Annotated in this window: 21 protein-coding genes and 1 tRNA gene; 14 read left to right on the forward strand and 8 right to left on the reverse strand. The window is 39.2% G+C overall.

Annotation, left to right across the window (positions count from 1 at the left end; genetic code table 11):
* Nucleotide 1: 1 nt before the first annotated feature.
* From RE471_RS03430 to RE471_RS03450, 5 genes are read left to right on the forward strand one after another with little or no spacing between them, the layout of a single operon-like run.
* The gene (locus RE471_RS03430) at nucleotides 2-559 is read left to right on the forward strand and encodes a hypothetical protein (protein WP_309215386.1); all 558 of its coding nucleotides are present in this window, start codon (nucleotides 2-4) and stop codon (nucleotides 557-559) included.
* Nucleotides 549-1,028, forward strand: coding sequence for a hypothetical protein (locus RE471_RS03435; protein ID WP_309215387.1), 480 nt, complete (start codon nucleotides 549-551; stop codon nucleotides 1,026-1,028). The genes RE471_RS03430 and RE471_RS03435 overlap by 11 nt, the downstream gene beginning before the upstream one ends.
* Entirely contained in the window at nucleotides 1,004-1,960 is a 957-nt protein-coding gene (locus RE471_RS03440) for a MoxR family ATPase (protein WP_309215388.1), read from the forward strand. Before RE471_RS03435 ends, RE471_RS03440 begins: the two co-directional genes overlap by 25 nt.
* Nucleotides 1,957-3,249: a DUF58 domain-containing protein gene (locus RE471_RS03445; protein WP_309215389.1), complete on the forward strand. Its 1,293-nt coding sequence runs from the start codon at nucleotides 1,957-1,959 to the stop codon at nucleotides 3,247-3,249. The genes RE471_RS03440 and RE471_RS03445 overlap by 4 nt, the downstream gene beginning before the upstream one ends.
* Nucleotide 3,250: 1 nt before the next feature.
* The gene (locus RE471_RS03450) at nucleotides 3,251-4,099 is read left to right on the forward strand and encodes a hypothetical protein (protein ID WP_309215390.1); all 849 of its coding nucleotides are present in this window, start codon (nucleotides 3,251-3,253) and stop codon (nucleotides 4,097-4,099) included.
* Between the two features lie 201 nt (nucleotides 4,100-4,300).
* Here the strand turns inward: RE471_RS03450 and RE471_RS03455 are convergent, their stop codons facing one another.
* Together RE471_RS03455 and RE471_RS03460 are read right to left on the reverse strand one after the other, a co-directional pair.
* Nucleotides 4,301-4,615, reverse strand: coding sequence for a rhodanese-like domain-containing protein (locus RE471_RS03455; RefSeq protein ID WP_309215391.1), 315 nt, complete (start codon nucleotides 4,613-4,615; stop codon nucleotides 4,301-4,303).
* Between the two features lie 188 nt (nucleotides 4,616-4,803).
* Nucleotides 4,804-6,717 (reverse strand): glycoside hydrolase family 15 protein, encoded by a 1,914-nt coding sequence (locus tag RE471_RS03460; RefSeq protein WP_309215392.1) that lies wholly within the window; start codon nucleotides 6,715-6,717, stop codon nucleotides 4,804-4,806.
* A 126-nt stretch (nucleotides 6,718-6,843) separates the two neighbouring features.
* On the opposite strand from RE471_RS03460, the gene RE471_RS03465 reads away from it, so the two are divergent.
* The 4 genes from RE471_RS03465 (at nucleotide 6,844) to RE471_RS03480 (ending at nucleotide 12,177) form a co-directional block, all read left to right on the forward strand.
* Complete coding sequence (locus RE471_RS03465; RefSeq protein ID WP_309215393.1) at nucleotides 6,844-8,676, forward strand: amylo-alpha-1,6-glucosidase; 1,833 nt, start codon at nucleotides 6,844-6,846, stop codon at nucleotides 8,674-8,676.
* Nucleotides 8,673-9,791, forward strand: a complete 1,119-nt coding sequence (locus RE471_RS03470) for a glycosyltransferase family 4 protein (protein ID WP_309215395.1) — start codon at nucleotides 8,673-8,675, stop codon at nucleotides 9,789-9,791. The genes RE471_RS03465 and RE471_RS03470 overlap by 4 nt, the downstream gene beginning before the upstream one ends.
* A complete protein-coding gene (locus RE471_RS03475; protein ID WP_309215396.1) occupies nucleotides 9,779-10,897 on the forward strand; it encodes a glycoside hydrolase family 57 protein in 1,119 nt (372 codons plus the stop codon). Before RE471_RS03470 ends, RE471_RS03475 begins: the two co-directional genes overlap by 13 nt.
* A gap of 71 nt (nucleotides 10,898-10,968) precedes the next feature.
* Nucleotides 10,969-12,177, forward strand: a complete 1,209-nt coding sequence (locus RE471_RS03480) for an MFS transporter (protein ID WP_309215397.1) — start codon at nucleotides 10,969-10,971, stop codon at nucleotides 12,175-12,177.
* A 36-nt stretch (nucleotides 12,178-12,213) separates the two neighbouring features.
* Here the strand turns inward: RE471_RS03480 and RE471_RS03485 are convergent.
* Together RE471_RS03485 and RE471_RS03490 are read right to left on the reverse strand one after the other, a co-directional pair.
* Nucleotides 12,214-12,298 (reverse strand) — tRNA-Leu (locus RE471_RS03485).
* Entirely contained in the window at nucleotides 12,280-13,197 is a 918-nt protein-coding gene (locus tag RE471_RS03490; protein ID WP_309215398.1) for an endonuclease V, read from the reverse strand. The genes RE471_RS03485 and RE471_RS03490 overlap by 19 nt, the downstream gene beginning before the upstream one ends.
* A 105-nt stretch (nucleotides 13,198-13,302) precedes the next feature.
* Here RE471_RS03490 and RE471_RS03495 point away from each other — a divergent pair, with 105 nt between their 5' ends.
* Both RE471_RS03495 and RE471_RS03500 read left to right on the forward strand, forming a co-directional pair.
* Entirely contained in the window at nucleotides 13,303-16,080 is a 2,778-nt protein-coding gene (locus tag RE471_RS03495; protein ID WP_309215399.1) for an MMPL family transporter, read from the forward strand.
* A 25-nt stretch (nucleotides 16,081-16,105) separates the two neighbouring features.
* Nucleotides 16,106-16,330, forward strand: a complete 225-nt coding sequence (locus tag RE471_RS03500; protein WP_298275172.1) for a hypothetical protein — start codon at nucleotides 16,106-16,108, stop codon at nucleotides 16,328-16,330.
* Nucleotide 16,331: 1 nt separating this feature from the next.
* Here RE471_RS03500 and RE471_RS03505 read toward each other — a convergent pair whose 3' ends face one another.
* A complete protein-coding gene (locus RE471_RS03505; protein WP_309215400.1) occupies nucleotides 16,332-16,622 on the reverse strand; it encodes a ribonuclease P in 291 nt (96 codons plus the stop codon).
* A gap of 40 nt (nucleotides 16,623-16,662) precedes the next feature.
* Between RE471_RS03505 and RE471_RS03510 the strand changes: the two genes are divergently transcribed.
* On the forward strand, nucleotides 16,663-17,334 hold the full coding sequence (locus RE471_RS03510; RefSeq protein ID WP_309215401.1) for a phosphoglycolate phosphatase: 672 nt from the start codon (nucleotides 16,663-16,665) through the stop codon (nucleotides 17,332-17,334).
* Between the two features lie 4 nt (nucleotides 17,335-17,338).
* Here RE471_RS03510 and RE471_RS03515 read toward each other — a convergent pair whose 3' ends face one another.
* Nucleotides 17,339-18,565, reverse strand: coding sequence for a dihydroorotase (locus RE471_RS03515; protein ID WP_309215402.1), 1,227 nt, complete (start codon nucleotides 18,563-18,565; stop codon nucleotides 17,339-17,341).
* Between the two features lie 78 nt (nucleotides 18,566-18,643).
* On the opposite strand from RE471_RS03515, the gene RE471_RS03520 reads away from it, so the two are divergent.
* Nucleotides 18,644-19,717 carry an aminopeptidase P family protein gene (locus RE471_RS03520; protein WP_309215404.1) on the forward strand — a complete coding sequence of 358 codons (1,074 nt, stop codon included), beginning with the start codon at nucleotides 18,644-18,646 and terminating at the stop codon, nucleotides 19,715-19,717.
* A 2-nt stretch (nucleotides 19,718-19,719) separates the two neighbouring features.
* A complete protein-coding gene (locus RE471_RS03525; protein WP_309215405.1) occupies nucleotides 19,720-20,736 on the forward strand; it encodes a DNA primase large subunit PriL in 1,017 nt (338 codons plus the stop codon).
* Between the two features lie 205 nt (nucleotides 20,737-20,941).
* Here RE471_RS03525 and RE471_RS03530 read toward each other — a convergent pair whose 3' ends face one another.
* Together RE471_RS03530 and RE471_RS03535 are read right to left on the reverse strand one after the other, a co-directional pair.
* Complete coding sequence (locus RE471_RS03530) at nucleotides 20,942-21,193, reverse strand: signal recognition particle subunit SRP19/SEC65 family protein (protein ID WP_309215406.1); 252 nt, start codon at nucleotides 21,191-21,193, stop codon at nucleotides 20,942-20,944.
* A complete protein-coding gene (locus RE471_RS03535) occupies nucleotides 21,190-21,570 on the reverse strand; it encodes a 30S ribosomal protein S8e (protein WP_309215407.1) in 381 nt (126 codons plus the stop codon). The genes RE471_RS03530 and RE471_RS03535 overlap by 4 nt, the downstream gene beginning before the upstream one ends.
* Nucleotides 21,571-21,684 lie beyond the last annotated feature (114 nt).

Consider the following 21,684-nt stretch of genomic DNA (forward strand, 5'->3'; position numbering starts at 1 on the left):
ATTGCTATTTAAGAAAAGTTCAAACAAAATTATAGAAGAGGCGCCACAGGAAAAAACCGTTTTAAAGATTAAAACTGTTGACGATATACCTGTAATAAAGGAGATGCGCAAAAAAATAGGCAATAATGAAAGAAGGGAAGCTGTGCTATATGGGTATGTAAACCTGAAAAATGACTATGCGAGATATTTTGGGTCACAAACATATGGGTCAAACCGGGAGTTCATACTGGCGGAAATGGCGAATTTCGGGGTTAAACCGAAAACTGAGGAGTCACTGACAGATAATCCTGCAATAAAGGCAGTAATTGCAGACTCCAAATATCCTGAAAAAGAAGGGAGCAGGGATAATGACGTGAAGACAAATGATCGGCAGCATACAAAATTTCTTGCCATGAAGAAGATAGCGCTTTTCTACTTCAATTATTATGAAATCGCAAGATTCGGAAACTATAACTGGGAAAAACTGGAGGAAAAGGAAATAATAGACCCTGTAAAGGATATCTACAATTATATGGATTTGATGAAATTATTCTATAACGGTGATTCCGGTGGGAATTGACTTATTACACATGGTTACAGATTATAGCACCGGGGTTAAGTTCCTTTATCCGGTAATGATTCTGGTAGTGCTAACTATCCTTGTTACAGTGCATTCACGTAAATTCCGGAAATATGATGATGAGGAGGTTATCCATAAAATAGACCTGAAAATACCTGAAACTGATTTCCTTAAGAAGCTTGAATTAATAAAATCCGGGGATTTTTCCAGCTATATCTCTATGATAGATAGTGATATTAATAAAATATCCACATTAATGAGGGAATACCGCACCATGGTTAAAAAATACAATAAGTATAATTCTCAGATAGCTTCGTCATCCAGCAATATCATGAGAAAGCGTGCAATTAGATTGAAGGACGAATGTCTTATGGGTTTACTGCAAGATCTTGAAAGCATGAGAAATCTGAGGATGTCCATAATCAACGAGGAGGTGTATGAGGAATGGAAGAAGAAACAAAAACAGTAAGGGATATAGCAATGGATATGGAAACATCAATAGATGAAAAGGTCATAGGTTCCAGAAGAATAGTTCGGTTCATGCTGATCTCACTTTTCACAAATAATCATATTCTGATGGAGGGTGTCCCTGGCCTGGCCAAAACAATGCTGGCATCAGAGTTTTCAAAGCACCTGGGACTGCAATTTAAGAGGATCCAGTTCACACCTGATATGCTTCCCTCAGATGTAACCGGAAATATGGTTTTTAACCCAGAAACCCGGAAAATGGAATTCAGGGAAGGGCCTGTTTTTTCAAACATAGTCCTGGCCGATGAAATAAACAGGACACCGCCAAAGGTTCAGTCTGCCCTGCTGGAGGCCATGGAGGAAAAGCAGGTTTCTGTTTATGGTATAACCACCAGGCTGCCATCGCCCTTCCTTGTAATAGCTACACAGAATCCCATAGAGCAGGAGGGGACATTCCCGCTTGCAGAGGCACTGATGGATCGTTTTCTGTTCAGGTATTACCTAGATTACCCTGATCGGGATGATGAGGTGAGAATACTGGAATCTGCATACAAAAATAGTATTCAGGCCTATAGTAAACTGGATGCGGAAACAATTATGAATTTCAGGAAAATGGTTGAAAATGTATATGTCAATGAAGATATAATTGAATACATTATAAATGTCATAAGGAAAACCAGAGAATCGGACATGGTATTCGTTGGCGCAAGCACCCGTACAGCAGTGAAATACCTTCAAGCAGCCAGGGCAAATGCCCTTCTGAGTGGAAGGAACTATGTAATACCTGAGGACATAATTTTCATGGCAAAAGAATTACTCAACCACCGTTTGATACTCCGCCCCGAGGCTCTAATGGACTCAGACTCTGACTATAAAAAAATTGTATACAATGCCATAAATTCAATAATAAACTCGGTAGAGGCACCGCAATGATAAGAAGGTCTGGCTATGCAATACTTGCACTACTTTCCTACGGGATTATAGAATCATTGCTACTTGGCTATAAATATTACATTATACTGACTATTTTACTTTTTTTTACCGTTGCCTTTGAGGTTATATATTTCAATATATATGGATCAAGGGCAGTTTCCAGAATATATGTGAAAAGGGAGTCAGACACTGTAAAATTCAGAAAGAATAGGAAATTTAAGATAACCCTGCATTTTACGAATGAAAATAAATATCCTGTAACAGTGCATTTTTTTGATGAGGGCATAGATATACTGGAAATCTCGGGCAATACAGGTGGAAATATAAAGATTCCTGCAAATGGATACAAAAATATAGAATACTGGATAGTGCCCCGGTATATAGGGAAATACCAGTTCGGGGATATAAGAATAACCGTATCTGATCTATTCCATATTGCATCCATTCAAAAGAACTTCCTTAGCAGGTCTGAAATCCATATTTCGCCATCCATGTCAGATATAAAATCCAGCAGGAGCGAAATGCTGAGCAGTTTTTTATACACATTTGGAAATCATTATTCACATAAAGTGGGTCAGGGATATAACCTCTATGGGGTGAGGCCGTACACATTCGACGATGACCCCAGATATATTGTCTGGTCAAGATACGATGAGATAAATAACAATCTTCTCGTAAAACAGATGGAGGAGGAGCGGGAAATTACCACAATTTTTATTGTGGACTACAGCACATCCATGAATTATGGGTCCAGTGACAGAATATATGACAGGGCAGTGCTTGACATTATCAATTCATCATACTTCATGATTAAAAACAGGGACAATGTTGGTTTCCTGCTATATTCAGACTCAATAAATATTTACATACCTCCTGATAAGGGTGGCAAAAGCATAGAAAACCTTGAAAAAGAAGTCTCTAACCTTATCCCATCAGGAAATTTCAATCCTGTGAGTGCCCTGAAATATCTTGAAAAAAAGCAGAAAAAGAATGCCCTATTATTCCTGATAACAGCCTCACCAAGTGCCGCAGAAAGCTTAGGTTACCGGAGAAACCTTACGATCTTTATTGTAAACCACGAATCATATTATGACTACTCCCCTAATGGAGAATTTGATGGCCTTCTAATACATGATGCCAGGTTCAGGGAACTCAACAGCCTGGCAAGAACAGCAGGCAGGATCAGAAACAGGGGCGTAAGGTGTACATATGTCAGCCGGGGCAACATGATGCAGAGAATACTTCTAGAATACAACTACGGCAGAAGCATGAATAAGGGTGCATCTTAAAATGGATAGATTATCAGTTATGGTGGCAGCAGCAATAATCTTCGTTCCTGACTTTATTATGATATTTGCAATGGGGGACTTAATCTACACCCAGACAATTGTGTATTTTGTTTTGATTTTTACTGCTGCATTTGTACTGATAAAACTTCTAAAAGTATACGGTGTTGTGTTTTTTTTATTGCTGATACTATCAGTTCTTCTTCTTTACCTTAAAACACTCTATGCATATACTGCCACGATTTCCAAATATTTTTTCTACCTCCCTGACATGCCGGTATCATATAAGCTGATCCTCACTGTTATCACCCTCATAATAGTATTTTTTGTAATACAGGGTTTATTTTCTACAACATTCTGGCATGTGCTTTCCTATTATTTTGCCGCAACCGGAATGCTGCTGATGCAGATGGCAACTTTGGCATATATGAGGGCCGCAAATACCGGAATAAGTACGGTTTCCTATCTTTCCAGCTACAACTATATATGGGTGCTTGAATACAGGTCTATTATCTCACTTCTGGAGCATGGTTATCAGACATACCTTCCGCTTTACAGGTTGAGCCTTCCGCTATCACTGCAACTATCAGCCGGGTTTGCCATTTCAGTGATAGGGTCTATTTTCTGGCTTTATGTAAAAGATAGCAAAAGCAGCGACAATACAGCAGGATCATTCTCCATAGTCCCGGGTCTTATAATTGGATTTATTTTCTTTGTTTTCCTCCGCTATTTTATATCTGTTAGGTTCGAATTTCTTTACATTGCTATTGCCATAGTTCTGGTTTTCATCCTTATATCCTACAGCAACAGGAAGGGCAGGGACATTTCTATAAACATTGGAGGTGAACAGTGAATTATCCATGCGGTATCTTACTGGGCTTTAGGCTTACTGCTAAAAACAGAACAGTGAACAGAAACCGTGTAAATAAAAGCAAAAACTTATAATGTAGGCACGTATTATATTATTATAGCCCGTTGATAAAAGGCATGGTTTGCCATCCAGCAAAAAGCTGATGTAGTCCCATCAGCATTGCTGAAAGATGGTATAACCCTGTTATACCAGTGGTTTTTCCTCTATCTCCCAGCCATATAATCCATTGTAAAGATTATATACATTTTCTATTCCATTCTCCTCCAGGAATTTCCCGGTATAATAGCTTCTGTGGCCCGAACTGCATACAAGAACTATTTTTTTGCCCTCATACTTCTTTACAAGGGAAATATCATTAAAAATATCGTACATAGGTGCAAGAATTGACCCTTCTATATGCCCTGTTTCGTATTCGAACGGTTCCCTGACATCAATGATGACACACTCATCCCTGGCAACCATATCTGAAACCTCATCAGGAATTATGTTCAAAACCATAATATGTAATTTCAACCCAATATTTAAAAAATGAGTTTCTCTTCGTGCTAATGCAACGCTTACCGGGGTTTCTATGTAAACAGATCATTGCATTGGCCTCCCCTGCAGGATCGTAAATTCCGTGAAGGCCCCCATGTAATTTTATTTTAATGCAATTTTTATTGCGTCGCAGGCCTTATTATAAGTATTTATGGATTCTGGTTATGTGAATACGAAGAATATTCCATCAGTGTTATTACCATCTCTGCATGGCTCCAGACCAGAGGTGACACTGAGTGGGGCTGGCCTGTATAAGGATTTATCTGTTCTGAGAAAATCCCTGATTTCTGCCTGTGCGATTTTACCCATTCTATCAGTGACCATCCCCTTTCCAGGTCCCCGGTTTTCATGAAATACCTGGCCATCCACAGTGTTGTGATAATCCATGGATTTCCCGGCACATTGCTGTCCTCCTTAATCCGCATATAATTATCATTCTCATATCTTGCTATTCCGCCGACACCATTGACCCAGAGTTTCTCCATGATTGCCTCCATGGTGCTAACAACCCTTGAATCCTGTGGCTCCTTCATTCCGAAGATAACTATGGATGACAGGGCACTGTCCACCGTAAAATCAGGTTTGCCGTCAATTATTGCCCTGGCATATCTCCCGTATTCTTCAGAATAAAACTTTTGCTCGAATGCCTCATACATTCTGGTTGCTGCTGCAGCGTATTTTTTTGACAGATCCTGATCACCAAATACGCTGGCGAAATTTGAGGCTGCTTTGAGGGCAGCAAAGGTGGTTGATACAGTGTATGCATGTATCCCGTATCTTTCCTCCCAGAGGTCAAATGACTCCCTGGGAAGCCCGTCCTCATTTACAAAAGATGTCATGAATTCGGCTGCCTTTATAACAAGGCCTTCATAGAAGGGAGCTGTGAAGCCGATGTCATTATACCTTCGGAAATATTCCCAGAGTACCCATACAAGTAATGCCGTTTCATCCTCCTGGATGGGGTATATTTCCATGCCATTGATAATATGCGGAAGCCAGCTGCTGGCCAGATGCCCATCCATATTATATTTATGCTGCATAAATCCCTGTTCGGTAATCAGGGATGTGGAAAGCCCAAAAAATTGCCGTGCTGTCTGGGAATGTCCTGCAATACTAAGTGCATATGCGGCCACTGCTGCATCCCTGGGCCACATGTAATAATAACCATCATGGCTCATTTTCAGTATATCGCTGTCAGAGGAGGCGGCTATTGACCCAAGCACATTGGAATGGCTTTTAATAATGAAAAGTGACCTCCTGAAGAGGGCGTTTGTATCTGGGTCAAGATTCGGGGAAATCTTTGATGACCATAGCTCCCAGTAGTTGGTTGTTCTTCGTTCCAGTTTTCTCAGATAATCCAAATTTATGTTGTTTTTGATTTTCTGTATTTCTTTATATCCCTCCCCGGCTACAATATAATAATAAACTGAGAATTTCTTTCCCGGGTCAATATCGACGGAATGCCTCAAAACAGAATCCACTGAACCTATAGATACAGGGTTCATGGAAAGTTCATTATCCTCTGCATCCTTCCAGGTTCCCTTGAGCGTTCCAGTATCCTTTATGCCGGTGGCATACTGATCCATTCCTTTATTATCATCATCAAGTGTTGATGCAAGAAAATACCTGTTCTCCTTGTAATGCACAACACCGCCAAGATCTGGATAAAACGCGGCAGTATCGCCTATGTCATTTCCATAAATGTAAAAATTCTGGTGGAAAAATAATTTGATATTCTTCCTGGCATTTGAGGTGTTTGTAATATTTATGTGCCTCAAATAAACATTAGTGTACATATCTACCATATCCAGGCTTTCAAAATCTATTCCAGCCATGGGATAAAAAACAGTGCCCACCATTGTATGATCAAAATAATCCATAAATTTTAAATGGTTTCTATCGACCCACAAAAAATTTCCGTCAATAGAAAGGCCATACATAAAGGGATGGCCTCCTGAATGATTTTCAGATGCATATTTTGAATAATAAAAATCTGTTATATGGTAATCCTCATCAAATGTTAATAACATTCTGCCGTTTCCCAGTGGAAGGTATCTAACCATGCTACCTTATAATACATGTGGTTTAAAACCTTTCCTAATTGATATTTTATACCTTATTTTTGACTTCATCCTTTTCAGGCTGTGAAATTCTCGCAATGTTTATTAGTAAATTAAGGTTATCATTTCATGGATTATAACCAGGAATGGCTGCTTGCCAATTCCCGGGGGTCTTACTCTTCTTCCACCATATCATTTGCTGGCACGAGGACTTACCACGGGATATTAGTTGTATCAAACCCGGCTGACTATCAACGGTATGTTATACTCTCAAAGCTATTTGAAGAACTGGAATTTTCTGTGAAACAGTTCAGCCTTGATACAAATTACTATCCAGACACTGTGTACCCCACAGGATGCAAATATATTGACGATTTTTCCATATTCCCGTTTCCAGTAATAAATTATACTGTGGATGGAAACCGCATAAAAAAATCCCTGGTGATGGATCCTGAATCAGATATGGTAGTAATCAGGTATGAATTTTTTAAAAAAATACCGGAAAAAGTTACATTATACCCATTACTGGCATTCAGAAATTTCCATGATGTTGTAAGGGCGGGGGAAAGGGAATTCAGATTCTCTGAGTCAGAAAATTTCTATAATTTCAGTGATTCCAGTTTCACCCTGCATATTTCCAGGGTAGGATCTTTTATAAATGAGGGATACTGGTATTATAATTTTATATATCCTGTAGAGAAAGAAAGGGGAACAAACAGCACGGAGGATCTTTACAATCCCGGCAAAATCATAATAAATCCGGTTAAAAATCCCCTGGATATAAAAATCACCATGGAAGATGCACAAACCCATAATTTTGATGAAATCGTGGGTATTATCAATAAACTTGGATCCAGCAAAGAGAAAAATCCAGATATCAACGCTCTCAGATTTTCTTCCTCAAAGTTCCGGCTGAAGGATGATTTAATTGCAGGTTACCACTGGTTTGGGCCATGGACAAGGGACACATTCATCTCAATGCCAGGACTTGTAATAATACCTGGAAATTATGAATTTGCGAGAAGCATATTCAGCAACTATGCTGGCCGGATGGTTAATGGGATTGTACCAAACAATGCCTATTCCAGTGAATTTTACAGATCGGCCGATGCGTCCCTGTGGTACATATATGCCCTGCATAAATATTATCACTATTCCCATGATAAAAGCTTTATTTCACAGATGTACGGTAGGGTTAAAAGCATTGTAGATGCATATTTCAATGGAAATGATGATTTCTATCTGGATGGAAGGTTTATCCACATCAAATCGGCGCAGATGACATGGATGGATGGAAAAACTGGCGATGTTTCATTCACGCCGAGACTGGGAAAACCTGTGGAAATAAATGCACTTTGGTACAACGCGTTGAACTCATATTCATATTTTTCCAGAATAACCGGCAGCAAAGTTGGGGATCGAGTTGAGGACGTTTTATCCTCATTCCGGAATGAATTCATCAAAAGATTCACAGTAAACGGGCAAATTGCGGACGTCATAGACCCCGTCGATGTATCATTCCGCCCAAACTTTCTGTTCGCATATTCGCTGCCATATAAATTGATGGACAGGCCAGATTTCCTCGAAAAAGCGGTGAATGAACTTGCAACCCCGTACGGGATCAGAACACTTTCTCCAGAGGACCCTAAATTTAAAGGGATTTATTCGGGGGACCAGTATGAGCGTGATAGCGCCTACCATAACGGTACTGTATGGCCATGGTTAGCCGGACCCTATATATCTGCTATGGTTAATAACGGCCATGACCCAGGTGAGCTTTTAAGATACTTTTCTCCACTTTTTTCCATGAAGAACGTGCCAGAAATTTTCGATGGGTTGAATCCCGGGATACCAAGGGGATGCATGATGCAGGCATGGAGCTATGGCGAACTAATTAGATCCTATTATGAAGATCTAAAAATTTCCAGACGGCCAAAAATTACTGGGGGTGATAAAAGTTGAAAGTTGCAGTGATAGGATGGGAGCTTCCTCCGGCATTCTCGGGTGGGCTGGGAATACATACATACAACGTGTTTTCCATAGTTGGGAAAATTATTCCTGTTGACATATATATACCTTATATGGGATATTCATTTCCAGAGTATCCATTCAATGTCAGAACAGTCAAAATTAAATCAGGAATAGCCGGCAGTGTTTATTCACATGTAACAAACTTTATTGAGGCGGTCAATGACTATAATGAACGTGTCGTAGAAAACTTCCAGCCTGAGGGGGTTGCACTTGTGCACTGCCATGACTGGATAACCTTCAGGGCAGGAATAGAAATTAAAAAAAGATACAAGATTCCACTGGTGGTAACATTCCACAGCACGGAGTTTGATAGGTCAGCGTATTTCAACCCGCAGGAATCAATAATGAGGATCGAGGCTGAAGGGGCCAGTGAGGCCGATGCAGTAATTACAGTATCAAATCTTACAAGGGATATTGTGGCACATAATTATCACATAAACCCTGATAAGATAACAACAGTATACAATGGGGTAAAGGCATCAGCATACACATCAGGCCTGAAATTCAAAAGGGAAAGGCAGGTGCTGTACTTTGGAAGGATAACAAGCCAGAAAGGCCCAAAATTTTTCATGGAGATGGGCAAAAAGGCACTTGAATATGAAAACAACATAAGGTTTATAATGGCCGGAACAGGGGACATGCTTGATGAGATGAAGGCATATGCCTATGACCATGGCATTCAGGATAAATTTTATTTTCCTGGGTTTGTGGAATTCCAGAAGGCTATTGAGTACTATAAAAAATCCTCAGTATTCGTTATACCATCTGTTTCAGAACCCTTCGGGATAACTGTCCTGGAATCCATGGTATCCGGGACACCTGTAGTCATGAGCAGAACAACGGGTGTCGGGGAAGCCCTGAACAATGCATTGAAAGTGGATTTCTGGGATACAGATGTAATGTCATCATACGTAGTTTCCGTACTGAATCATAAAAGCCTTATGGAAACACTTTCACTTTACGGTAAGTACGAAGGCATGTCATTTACCTGGGAAAAATCCGCCATGAAAACACTGGAGGTTTACAGATCAGTATGGAAGATATAATTTTTTATTTTGAATTGCACCAACCATTCAGGCTCAGGCCATTAAGAATGCAGGATAAACTAGATTCAAGGGATATTTTCTGGGAAGAGAAAGACATGGAACTGTTCAAACGTATATCTGATAATGCCTATATACCTGCAACAAGGACCTTCATGGAAAATGGCATACATTCCACATTTTCATTATCCGGCACATTCATAGAACAGGCACTGAAATATAGCCCGAAAACCATTGATGTAATTGATGATTATGTGAAGTCTGGCCTGTGCGAATTAATGGGGGAAACATACTTTCACTCACTTTCATCAATATGGAACGAGGATGAATTTGCGTTACAGGTAAATGACCAGATGAAGCTTATAAAGGGCACATTTAACTATATTCCTGAATCCTTCAGGAATACCGAGCTCATATATAATAACAGAATAGCTAAAATTGCCAGAAATATGGGCTTTAAAAACATAATTGCCGAGGGAACAGATGACATCATAAAAAATCATAATCCCAATTACCGGTATCTTACTCCATCAGGAATAAATCTATACTTAAGGAATTACCCCATGAGTGACAATATATCCTTCAGATTTTCTAATGACAGGTGGCCTGGATACCCACTTACTGCAGATAAATTCATAAAATGGGTTGCTGAAAGCCCTGGAGAAATTATGAATCTTTTTATGGACTATGAAACCTTTGGCGAGCATCAGAAAAAGGAGAGTGGGATATTTGAATTTGTTAAATATCTTCCGGGATACATGGAAGAATATGGGCTGAAAACCATGAATATCAGGGATATTTCAAAATACCACAGGCCCATGGGAGATGTAAGCATTGAAAAAACCATCTCATGGGCAGATACAGGTAGGGATTTGTCTGCATGGCTGGGAAATTCAATGCAGAATGATGCCTTCAACAGATTGAAGTCCTGCAAAAATCCTGGTAAAATGAAAATATGGAGGTATCTTCAAACATCTGACCTAATATACTATATGTCCATGGGGAATCCTGAGGATTTCAGTGTACATGAGTATTTTAATCCATATAGATCTCCATACCTGGCTTTTATATACTATATGTTTGCCCTGGATATTTTATGCAGGAAGTAGATTGATCAATATTTCTTCATTAAATACAGGATTTAAAAATATCTTTAATATTTAAAACGAATAAGGCTAAAATGGTTGGATCTATTGGCAAAACTGCAAGCAGGCATCTACCTGCAGTTATCCAGAGCATGTTTATCATTGCACTGGGGAATTTTATAGATTCGTCATACGCACCACTTGCACCGTTTATCAAGAATTATTATATTCTGACGGCAACACAGGTAGGCCTTATAACAAGCATACTTTTCATAGGCTCCTCCAGTGTTGCTGTATTTACAGGATTTCTGGTGGACAGGATAGGCCATCATAATGCCATGAAATTATCCTTTGGGATAATGGCTATAGGGTCAACTGTCCTTTTCGGCTCAAGGGATTATGCTACTCTCCTGGCCGGGTTTTATTTCATAGGCTTCGGCTATGGCATGCTCACTCCTGCAACCAATAGCCAGATAATGGAAGAATATTATCCAGAGCATCTTACCAGAATGGGGGTGAAACAGGCAGGTGTTCCAATGGGTGCCGCACTGGCAGCAATAATGCTCCCTCCTGTGGTTATTAAGGTAGGAATACCACATGTTTATCTCCTAATCATAACCATGGCAGCAATCTTGCTTATCATACTCCCCCTGAGAAATCCAGTGAATAAAGACAGATTCCAGCTTGGAAAATATATAAAAGAAATGTTTGAAACTGTAAAGGACAAATATCTACTTTTGATAGGTTTTTCAGCGCTTTTCATGTCGTGGTCACAGCAATCTGTCATGACGTACTATGTACTTTACTTTAGAAATATCAAATTTGGAACCCTCATTGCAGAATCATTTCTTTACTCCGTTCTCATCAGTGCCATATTCGGTAGAATCCTGTGGACGAGGCTGGGAAATAGGTTGTTTGGTCAGAACCACATAAAAACATTCTCACTTATTATGGTTTTCGCTGCCGCAGTAATTATTCTGCTTCCCAGATTCTCATCTGATATTTTCACTGCTTACATATTCTCTATTTTTGTAGGTATCACTGCAATTTCCTGGAATGGTGTATTTGTTTCAATGACCTCAGAAATTGCACCCACAGGAAAGGTTGGAATGTACAGTGGGATGGGAATACTGCTGATTAGCTCTGGAACGATACTGGGAACACCTATTTCAGGGATGATAATAGACCATTTCCATTCATATAATTTGATGTGGATGATTATGGGAGTTACTGTAATGGTAGTTGGCATAGTGCTGTTTATTATATCCAATAAAATGAAAATAACCTCTAAAAGATCAACGTGAATACCAATAAAAAAACAATATAACGGGATGATAAGATGCGGAGAGTGGGATTTGAACCCACGAATCCCTGCGGAAATGGACCCTGAATCCATCGCCTTTGTCCTAGCTCGGCAATCTCCGCTTTCTAAAGTCCACAGTTGCATTGTGAACTCTTTTCAGTATATCAGGATATTTATCTTTTCCTAATAACTTTATCTTTCTTATACTTGACTCCATTTCAATCATATTCCCGGGGCTGACGATGCAGTGCCTGTTAATCATGTACCCCAATTTCTCCCCGTTGTATACTATGTACCCATTCAAATCCGGTTTTCCCAGCAAAAGTGATTTGGCAACGCCTATTGTGGGTCTTCCCATTATGGTACCTGCAAAGGTTGCCAGCCCGCATTTTCTGGGATGAAGGATCCCATTGGCATCTATGATCAACATGCCATTAAATCCTTCTGAAAGCTGCTCTATGAACGGTGTTTCTCTGTACGCCAGATATCCGGGTATATATGGGAAATCCACCTGCTGGTAAAGCGTTTTTATGGCATACCCGCCATCCTGATAAACTGCCATCGCCCCGTAACCGTTCCTGCCATCGTAGGATACGTCAATGGCCGCATAACTATCGGCCACCTGTACGTCTTCGAAGGAAGCAAACTGCCCTATTCTTTCCTGTTCTTTCTGGAGCTTTATAAGAGGATAATCTGTCTTGAAATCAGAAAAGAAACGATCATTAAAATTTTCTACTATTCCGTTGGATATTACAATTCCATCCTTCTTCAATCTTCTTTCCTTTTCTTCAACTCCCAGTGCATACTTTCCAACTCTCCTGTCAGTATGAACAACCCTGTAGCATGGAACTCCTTCCGGGTCTGAATTGATAGAAAGCATATATCCCACTGCCCTTGCTGCCCTGATATCGCCAAGAGCCCTTGCAAGTTCCCCATAAGTTGTAATATATCCATCCGGTATCTGTTTCACCAGACTGTAAAAATATTCATAGAGATTTATATGTGTATATTTTAATTGCATGGTTTTTCATGTATCACGGCTATAAATTCTTATTGAAATATAATAATTCATGTAAAGAATTATTTACTCATAAACTTTATATTTTAAGCATCCATTACCTTATCAATGTTTGAATCTTTCTTCTATAGGGTTGGAAAGTATGTTAAAAGGAACAAGAAAAAGGTACTTGTATTCTGGATTATAGCCTTTTTACTCATGGCATATCCGGCAACCCTTATATTTACCGATACATCCTATAATCTTACCAATTCACTTGTTACAAAAAATTCTCAGTCTTCCAAGGCCAATGACATACTTACATCACAGTTCAACAGTTCTTCAGATCCTTCCATAATCATTGTATCCAACGGCACCTCAATTGATAACCTGACAATTAGCAGGGATATGATGGAATTCCAGCATTCCATGGCAGCTTACCTTAAAAGCATAAATGTTGGGTATAATGGAACCACCAGCATTTTCACAGTTGAAAATAAAACTTTAATGGGCTATTCAAATAGCACTTATAAACTGGAAAATGCAACTAAGTTCTTAATTCAGTATACTGCTTCTAATCTTAGCAAGACGCAAAGTATACCGGATGCTATCGCTAATATAACACAAACCTCACCGTACAAATCCTCGTTTATATCCATACTTGGTGAACTTTTCCCTAAATCTGTTTCCAACCAAACACTTTTTGAACAAAACGTATATAAATTCGTAGCGACTATAAATTCTACAATAGTTCCAGTTTTAAACAATAAAATAAGTTTTAATAGCGCTGTAGAAAACTACACTGTAAGCCTTGTCAACTCGAGCCAGGTATATTTAATCAATAATGCCAAACCTCTGGCAAATCCCCTCATAAGGATCAATGTACCATATTTCTCAAATTACCTCTTTTCTCTTTACAATAACAGTGGGAAAAATTACCATGAGTTTGTGAGTTCAATAATGAATAATACAGCGTATAACCAGTATCCTATTCTGCCATCCTCATACGCATCCTCATCCCTTATAAATCCAGGAAATTCAACACTTATAATGATATTTGATTATAAAACAAACATTACAGCTGCACAGCAGTCACATATAGAATCCATGGAAAAAACATACAGTTCAAAGATTTCTAACAGTTCTTATTATCTTGCGGGATCAACAGTTGCAAATAACCAGCTTGCTAGTGAGTCCATACATGGCCTTATAGTTGCACTGATAATCGGTATAATAATATCCATATTCATAGTCGGCATATTTTTCAGGTCACCGGTTGCCGCCTTCCTACCATTCCTGATATTCGTGTTTTCATCCGTTATAGCAGCAGGAATAAACGGGCTTCTTTATAAATATGTGTTCCATACAACGATTTCGTTTATAACGCCCACGCTTTTACTCATATTAATTCTTGGTATAGCCTCAGATTATTCTGTTTACATACTGGCCAGATACCGCAGCGAGGTAAGGGCAAAAAATCCGGACGCGATTCCAGAATCCTCTAAATGGGCCGGGCATGCGGTATTTACATCTGGAACCACAGTGGCTATTTCATATATTATACTGTGGATATCAAATATACCAATATTCAGTGACGCAGGCCTTACCAATGCAATAGCAGCTGTGGTAACGATCATACTTGGCAATACATTTTTGATCGCCATACTGGCACAGTGGGGAAAGAAGGCCTACTGGCCCCATAAGCTTGAGGAGAACAGGAAACTTCCATTTGAAAAATCCATGGAGAAGGTGGCACATGCTGCCCTTAACAACAAGAAGAAAATAATAGTTATCCTTCTTATAGTGGCCCTTGGTGCACTCTTCATATATTCAACAACGCCAACAAACATGGATGTTTTCGAGCTTATACCTGCAAGCAGTGGTGTCCAGGCAACAACTGTAATAAACAGCTCACTGCATTATGATTTATTCGATCCAGCATATGTTATGGTTAATTTCACATCCCCTATCATGTATACAAACAGTACCGGTGCCCTGCAGTTTAACAGTACAGAATATAATCAGACACTTGCCATGGAGGACAATCTTGTTGATTCTCCATACGTTCACAGTATTTCTGGCCCTGGCTATCCATATGAAAAAAGGGTAAATTACACAGACCTGCAATCACCGCTTTATGGCAATGAATACAAAAGCCAGACTGCCACATATATAGGACATAATAATAATAGATCTGTGGAAATAGTGGTTTATCTTTCCAATGTGGCATGGAGCAACCCATCAGCAAATTTTGTTAATAAGATGCCATCCATTGTGTCTAATGTGGCCGGGCCTTCAGATTACAAGGCATACGTGGGCGGCACAACAGAATACCTTAACAATGCATATTCCTTTACATCACATTCCTTTGATAACATGGTTCCACTTCTTGGAATAACAATTTTCATAATACTGCTCATACAGCTCGCATCGGCACTTACCCCTGTAAGGCTGATACTCATGGTTATGGCCGCTGTCATGATGGCCCTCTCAATCACATATATAATATTCTACTATATTCTGCATCTGCCTGTAATAATATTCCTGCCACTGTTTGTCTTCATTACACTGCTGGCTGTTGGCCTGGATTATGATATATTCATGATTACAAAGGTCCAGGAAAACATCATGAAGGGGATGAAGAACGATGATGCCATAAAAAATTCTATAATAGAAAATGGTGGGGTAATAATCACCCTTGGTTCACTGCTCTTTGCAACATTTGGTGCCCTCTACTTCAGTGGACTGGGCATTATAGAGGAGATAGGGGTTGGCCTTGCACTTGGCGTCTTAATAGATACATTCGTGAGCTGGATGTTCTTCGTTCCTGTAATTATGGCTGTAATGAATAAGTATAACTGGTGGCCATCAAAGATTGGAAATGAGGTAACTTCCAAGGAAAAATAATTATAGGTTGCGGGATTACGGTAATATGAAAACATTCCTTAAGGTGATATTTAATAGCGAGGGTACAAAACCCAGTGAAGTAGTAGGTAGATTAAGGTCGCTGGGATTTTCCCTAATAAAAGGAGAACAGGATATGGTATATAACTGGCCTGATTCAGCAACAGCAGACGATGCCATATGGTTCGCAGATAAAATTCAGGCAACGCTTCAGGGTTTTAACGTTTATTTTGAACTTGAAACAATGGATTAATTTATTTCTCCTCTTTATCTAAAGGTATCCTCCTTATATTGCCGCAGTAGGGGCAGTGGATCAAGACCATTTTATTTTTCACCTTTACAGATATATTTCTATACGGGGTTTTGCAAATCTTGCAGTACATTCTTTTTATATTTTTATCAACTGTTATGTTCATTCTCATTCCTATTTTTTCCATAATTTTTATATAGCGCCTGGAGAGTTCAATATTATCAGTTTTCATTGCCTCTGAAAATAAGGTGTTGATTCTTTCCAGTGAAATGTTTATCAGCATTCTATCTTTCATTTCCTATAAATATTTATTAGCATTATAAATATTGCCAATTATGATTAAAATTACGGTCCTGGACGTGGACGGAACAATAACTGACCAGAACAGGGTACTGAACCCTGAGGCTGTTTCCTGTATCGCAAATGGAATTAAGAAAGGACTCAAATTTTCCCTGATAAGCGGTAATGTAATCCCTGTAATGTACGGGTTGAGAACCTTTCTCGGGATAAACGGCCCTGTCTTCGGGGAAAATGGTGGCATTATGTATTATAATAGCACTATTGAGAAATTTTTCGATAAATCCAGGCCATTCAGATTTCTTGAATATATTTCAAAGAAATCCTCAGCTGTGCCATATTTTACAAACCAGTGGAGGGAGACCTCAGCTGCATTTTCCATGAATCCGGAGGATGAATCTCTTGTTAGCAGTGAGGCTGCTAGATGGGATCTGGAAATAGTTAACAGTAAATTTACATGGCATATAATGAATAGAAATCAGAACAAGGGCTATGCAGTTGAAATGATAAGGAAAATGCTCAATATAGAATGGGATGAAATCCTTGTTGTTGGCGATTCAGACAACGATAACGCAATGTTCCAGCTGCCTGTACACAAGGCCTGTCCATTTAACGCCACCGATTCTATAAAGTCCATGAGCGATTATGTCTCAAAAAAATCATATGGCTATGAAATAAAGGACGTAATGAATCAATTCGGTTTATCCTAGAAGTTTAAAGGTCATTTACATACTTTCCGGTCCTATCATTTACCAGTTCCCTGTTCTCTATAACTGATTCGCCCCTGATTATCACATTATCAGGAAAAATTGCATCAAATCCATTAAATGGTGAACCGGGATTTTTAGAGTGCAGCCTGTAATCATTTATTCTTTCCATGGAAGAGAAATCAACGGAAATAAAGTCAGCGTAGTTCCCTGTATCTATTTCTCCCTTTTTCAGGTTGAACATCCTTGCGGGATTCAGTATGCAGGTTTTATAAAATATCTCAAATGGGACAATTTTTTTCTGAACCAGTGCCAGTATAAGTGGAACCCTGGTTTCAACTCCTATAATGCCAGATCTGGCAAATTCAAATTCGCCCTTGTCACCCTGAACATGTGGTGCATGGTCAGATGAAACCACGGCAAAACTTCCGACAGCATAATTATGCAACAGGTCCATCTGTGTTTCAGGGGATCTCAGTGGTGGGTTTACCTTTCCATATGAGCCCAGGGGCATATCATAATTCAGGAGAAGGTGGTGCGGGGTAACCTCCTTTGTATACGGTGTATCAATAAAATGTGTCATATGTGTAATTACGCCCTTATTGAAGCCCATAGCTGTAGCGTTTTTTACTGCCACATTCTCACATTCCTCAGGCCTTATAGCAGAGTATTCTTTTAGGTTCCTGGCCATTCCATTGTGGCTTCCAAGGCATTTTCCATCCTCTGCATGAAAAACTACCGGTATATTCATTGCATTTACAGATTCAATGCCCGATTCACTGAAACTGGACGTGCCTGATGCATTGGTTGTTTCTCCCATGTAAATTTTGATCCCGGAGGACTCCTTTGAAATAATCTGTGCATTGTTTCCGGTAAACATTGAATATAGGCCGAAATCACAGAAAGCCTTTCTCCTCACAATTTCGAGTTTATCACTGTATGCTGAATAATTATCTATCTTTACCCTGTTATTGGGCATGTCGAAAATCGTTGAGGTTCCACCATATACTGCGGATATTGTCCCTGTTGCAAAATCCTCCTTGTCTGTTTCTCCCGGGTCCCTGAAATGTACATGTGTATCGGTGCCTGCAGGCATTACTGCATGTTTCAGGATTTTCCTTTCCCCTGCTATATGTTTTTTAATTCCTGCAATAATCCCATTATTAACGCCGATATCAAGTTCCTGAAATGAACCCCTGTAAAGGAATCTTCCAGAAAATACCTGGTCATACATGGAAGGTTATTGCCGGTGGATTAAAATATATTCCGCTTCAGAGCGAAATAGTTATATTAACAGTCTAAATAAGTAATAATGAAAGAAAGGAGAATATTTGACTATGTTAGAAATGTTGATTCCATACTGGTTATGAATGGAGGGGAAAACCAGATAGACAAGACCTTTTTTTATCTTACAGGAGCAAAATCAGGTATATTTGAGGGTTCACTTCTTCATGTTAAGCCTGAAAAGGTAACTATTATCACATCTGCCCTTGAGGAGGAAGCTGCCAGGGAGACGGGCCTTGATGTCATTGTTTATAAAAATGCAAAGGACAGGGATGAAATAGTAAAAAATACTTTCAAAAACGATGTAAATGTTGGCCTTAATTATTCGGCACTCACACTTGACCTCTATAAACAGCTGATGAAACTGATACCTGACAAGGAATTCATTGATGTCTCCCAGTCTATAGATGAGGCCAGGAAAATAAAAGAAGAAAGTGAATTAAAGGATATAAGGGAGGCTGCTAAAATTGCCAGTGATTCATTTGAAGATTTTACAAAAACACTCCGTGAAGGCATGACAGAATCGGAACTTGCTGCCAATATAGTTTATGCCATGATGAAAAATGGGGCATCAGGAGAATCATTCAAAACAATTGTTGCCTTCGGAAAAAATTCTGCCATACCACATTACTCCCCTGGAAATGCAAAACTCAAGAAAAATGACTTTGTATTAATGGATTACGGAGCCCTGTACAACCGTTACTGCTCCGATACAACAAGAACCGTGGTGTTTGGGAGGGCAGATGAAAAGCAGAGAGATATATATGAAACAGTTAGGCTTGCACAGGCAGAGAGCAAGAAAGCCCTTACCGCCATGGCTAACGGCAAGGATATAGATAAAATAGCCCGTGACATCATAGACAGCAAGTATCCGGGGCGGTTCATACATGGGCTGGGGCACGGAGTAGGCCTTGACGTTCATGACCATCCCGCCCTCTCTCCTACTTTAGATTTCATTCTGAAGCCAAACATGGTTGTTACAGATGAGCCAGGGATATATATCCCAGGATTTGGCGGTGTTAGGATAGAGGACGACATAATAATCAAAAAGAATGGCCATGAGGAAATAACCACTGCAACCAGAGACCTTCTGGAACTGTAGAAATGATAACCTCTAATTTTTTTGTTGATTTTAAATTTATAGAAAATTCCCGTAAAATAGACGATACTGTAAATTCACTGGATCTGGATGACAGGAGATCCGTAAGGGAGGCTCTAGATTATTTGAATGGGCTCATAAGAAAATACAGTGAGGAAGAAGCATATAGCATTACCCTTGGCAAGAAGGCATTTGCCATAGTTATGTGGATGCTTCGCTACATAAATGAAAACGGGCTAACATCCAGATTTGTGATAACACAGAGGGACGTTTTCGAAAAAGAACTGCACAGGATTTCAAGGGAAGATAATGAAAACATTATTTTCTACTGTGATAGTGCCGGCATAGATGCAGTTGTAGAAGGCAACAGCTTCATAATACCATTTGATTTCTTTATCAAGAATAATAGAAAATTATCCGGTTATAAATACAGGCTCATCTACCAGAAATTGAAAAATGGTACCATAAATGTTACAAAGGAACAGTTTATACATCTCCTTAGGGAGGACTTTGTGGTAAAAATAATGGGCATATACGGTGCAATGTCCGCAGGTGATTCACAGAATATATTCAGGAAATACATAGACCAGCTGGATCAAATAAAAAACGAATTCCTAGAAATCAAGGCAAAAAGCACAATATCACTGGGGGATGTGGATTTTACAATGTTTCCTCCCTGTATTAAAACATATATTACACAGATGAGAGACGGAGAAAATCTCGCACATCTAGCCAGATTTACACTTGTTAGCTTCCTTCACAATGCAGGCATGACGAATGAGGATATGATATCCCTTTTTAGAACTGTTCCGGACTTCAAAGAAGATTTGACCACTTATCAGGTAAACCATATTACCGGAATAATTTCTGGTACGGAGTATTCTCCACCGAAGTGCGCCACATTGAAATCAAACCATTTATGTTTCATGGGTAACGACCCACTATGCCCGAAAATTAAACACCCAATGCAATACTATGAATATAAAAAGAAATACTCGGGCAAACATAGGTCGCATAGTTAACATGTCCATTATACCCATTGTAAACCAAAGCCTTAAAGCCATTCCCTGTAGACTATTCTCTTGCTTTACCGCACCATTTATCCGCTGGGCAGTCTTTCTATTCCAGAGAAATATATTTCAACGTTCACATTGAATCAAAATTTGTACGAGAATGAGTTGTGCAACCCACTTCTCCTGAAATGGGAGTAAATAAAATAACCTGGAGCTACTGCAATTTTTCTTCTACAATTTTTATGAGTGTAGATTTTTTTATATCTCCATCCACAATAAACATTTTGGAATCTTCATAGGGTATTCTGGAATAATGGGCATCCCTTACCTCATATTTTACATTCATGGATTTCAATATCTGCTCAAGTTTTCCATCAGAATAGTTTTTAGCCCTTTCCCTGCTTATTTTTCTGCCGAGTCTTCTGGAAATTCCAGAATTGAAATACTGTGAGTATAAAACTATCATTTCAACAGTACTGCATTAATAATTCCATCCTGGCCTGGCCTTGATGTAATTCTTGCATTGCCTTCATCTGTTGATATTATGGTGCCACGGTTCATTATATTTCTCTGCACATAATGAGGATCAGCATTATTTTCCTTCACTGTAAGGATTTTAAGCTTCTTGGTTGTTTTGTCCTCTGGATTGTATATATTTGCATACTGTTCCTTTAGCAAAAGCAGCTTTCTGTTGCCTCCCATGGTTCTTAGCGCCCTGCGTTCTGTTTCCCCGATCTTTGTGAATGATGGTTCCCTTCCAAGCTCGTATCTTCTTTTTGAGTGGTTTCTCCTTAATTTCCCACCAGTAAACTTCTTTGTGCTTTTACCCTGATAAATTGTCATATAATACCTTAATTTAATGTAATTATATAAGTTTATTTATTAAAAATCTGCGGCTCCTGAGGGTTATTCTGATGTGGCAAATTCATTAAGCCCAGGATCTTTTATTCCCGGTGA

Source organism: Ferroplasma sp. (genome assembly GCF_031200575.1).
Lineage (GTDB): Archaea > Thermoplasmatota > Thermoplasmata > Thermoplasmatales > Thermoplasmataceae > Ferroplasma.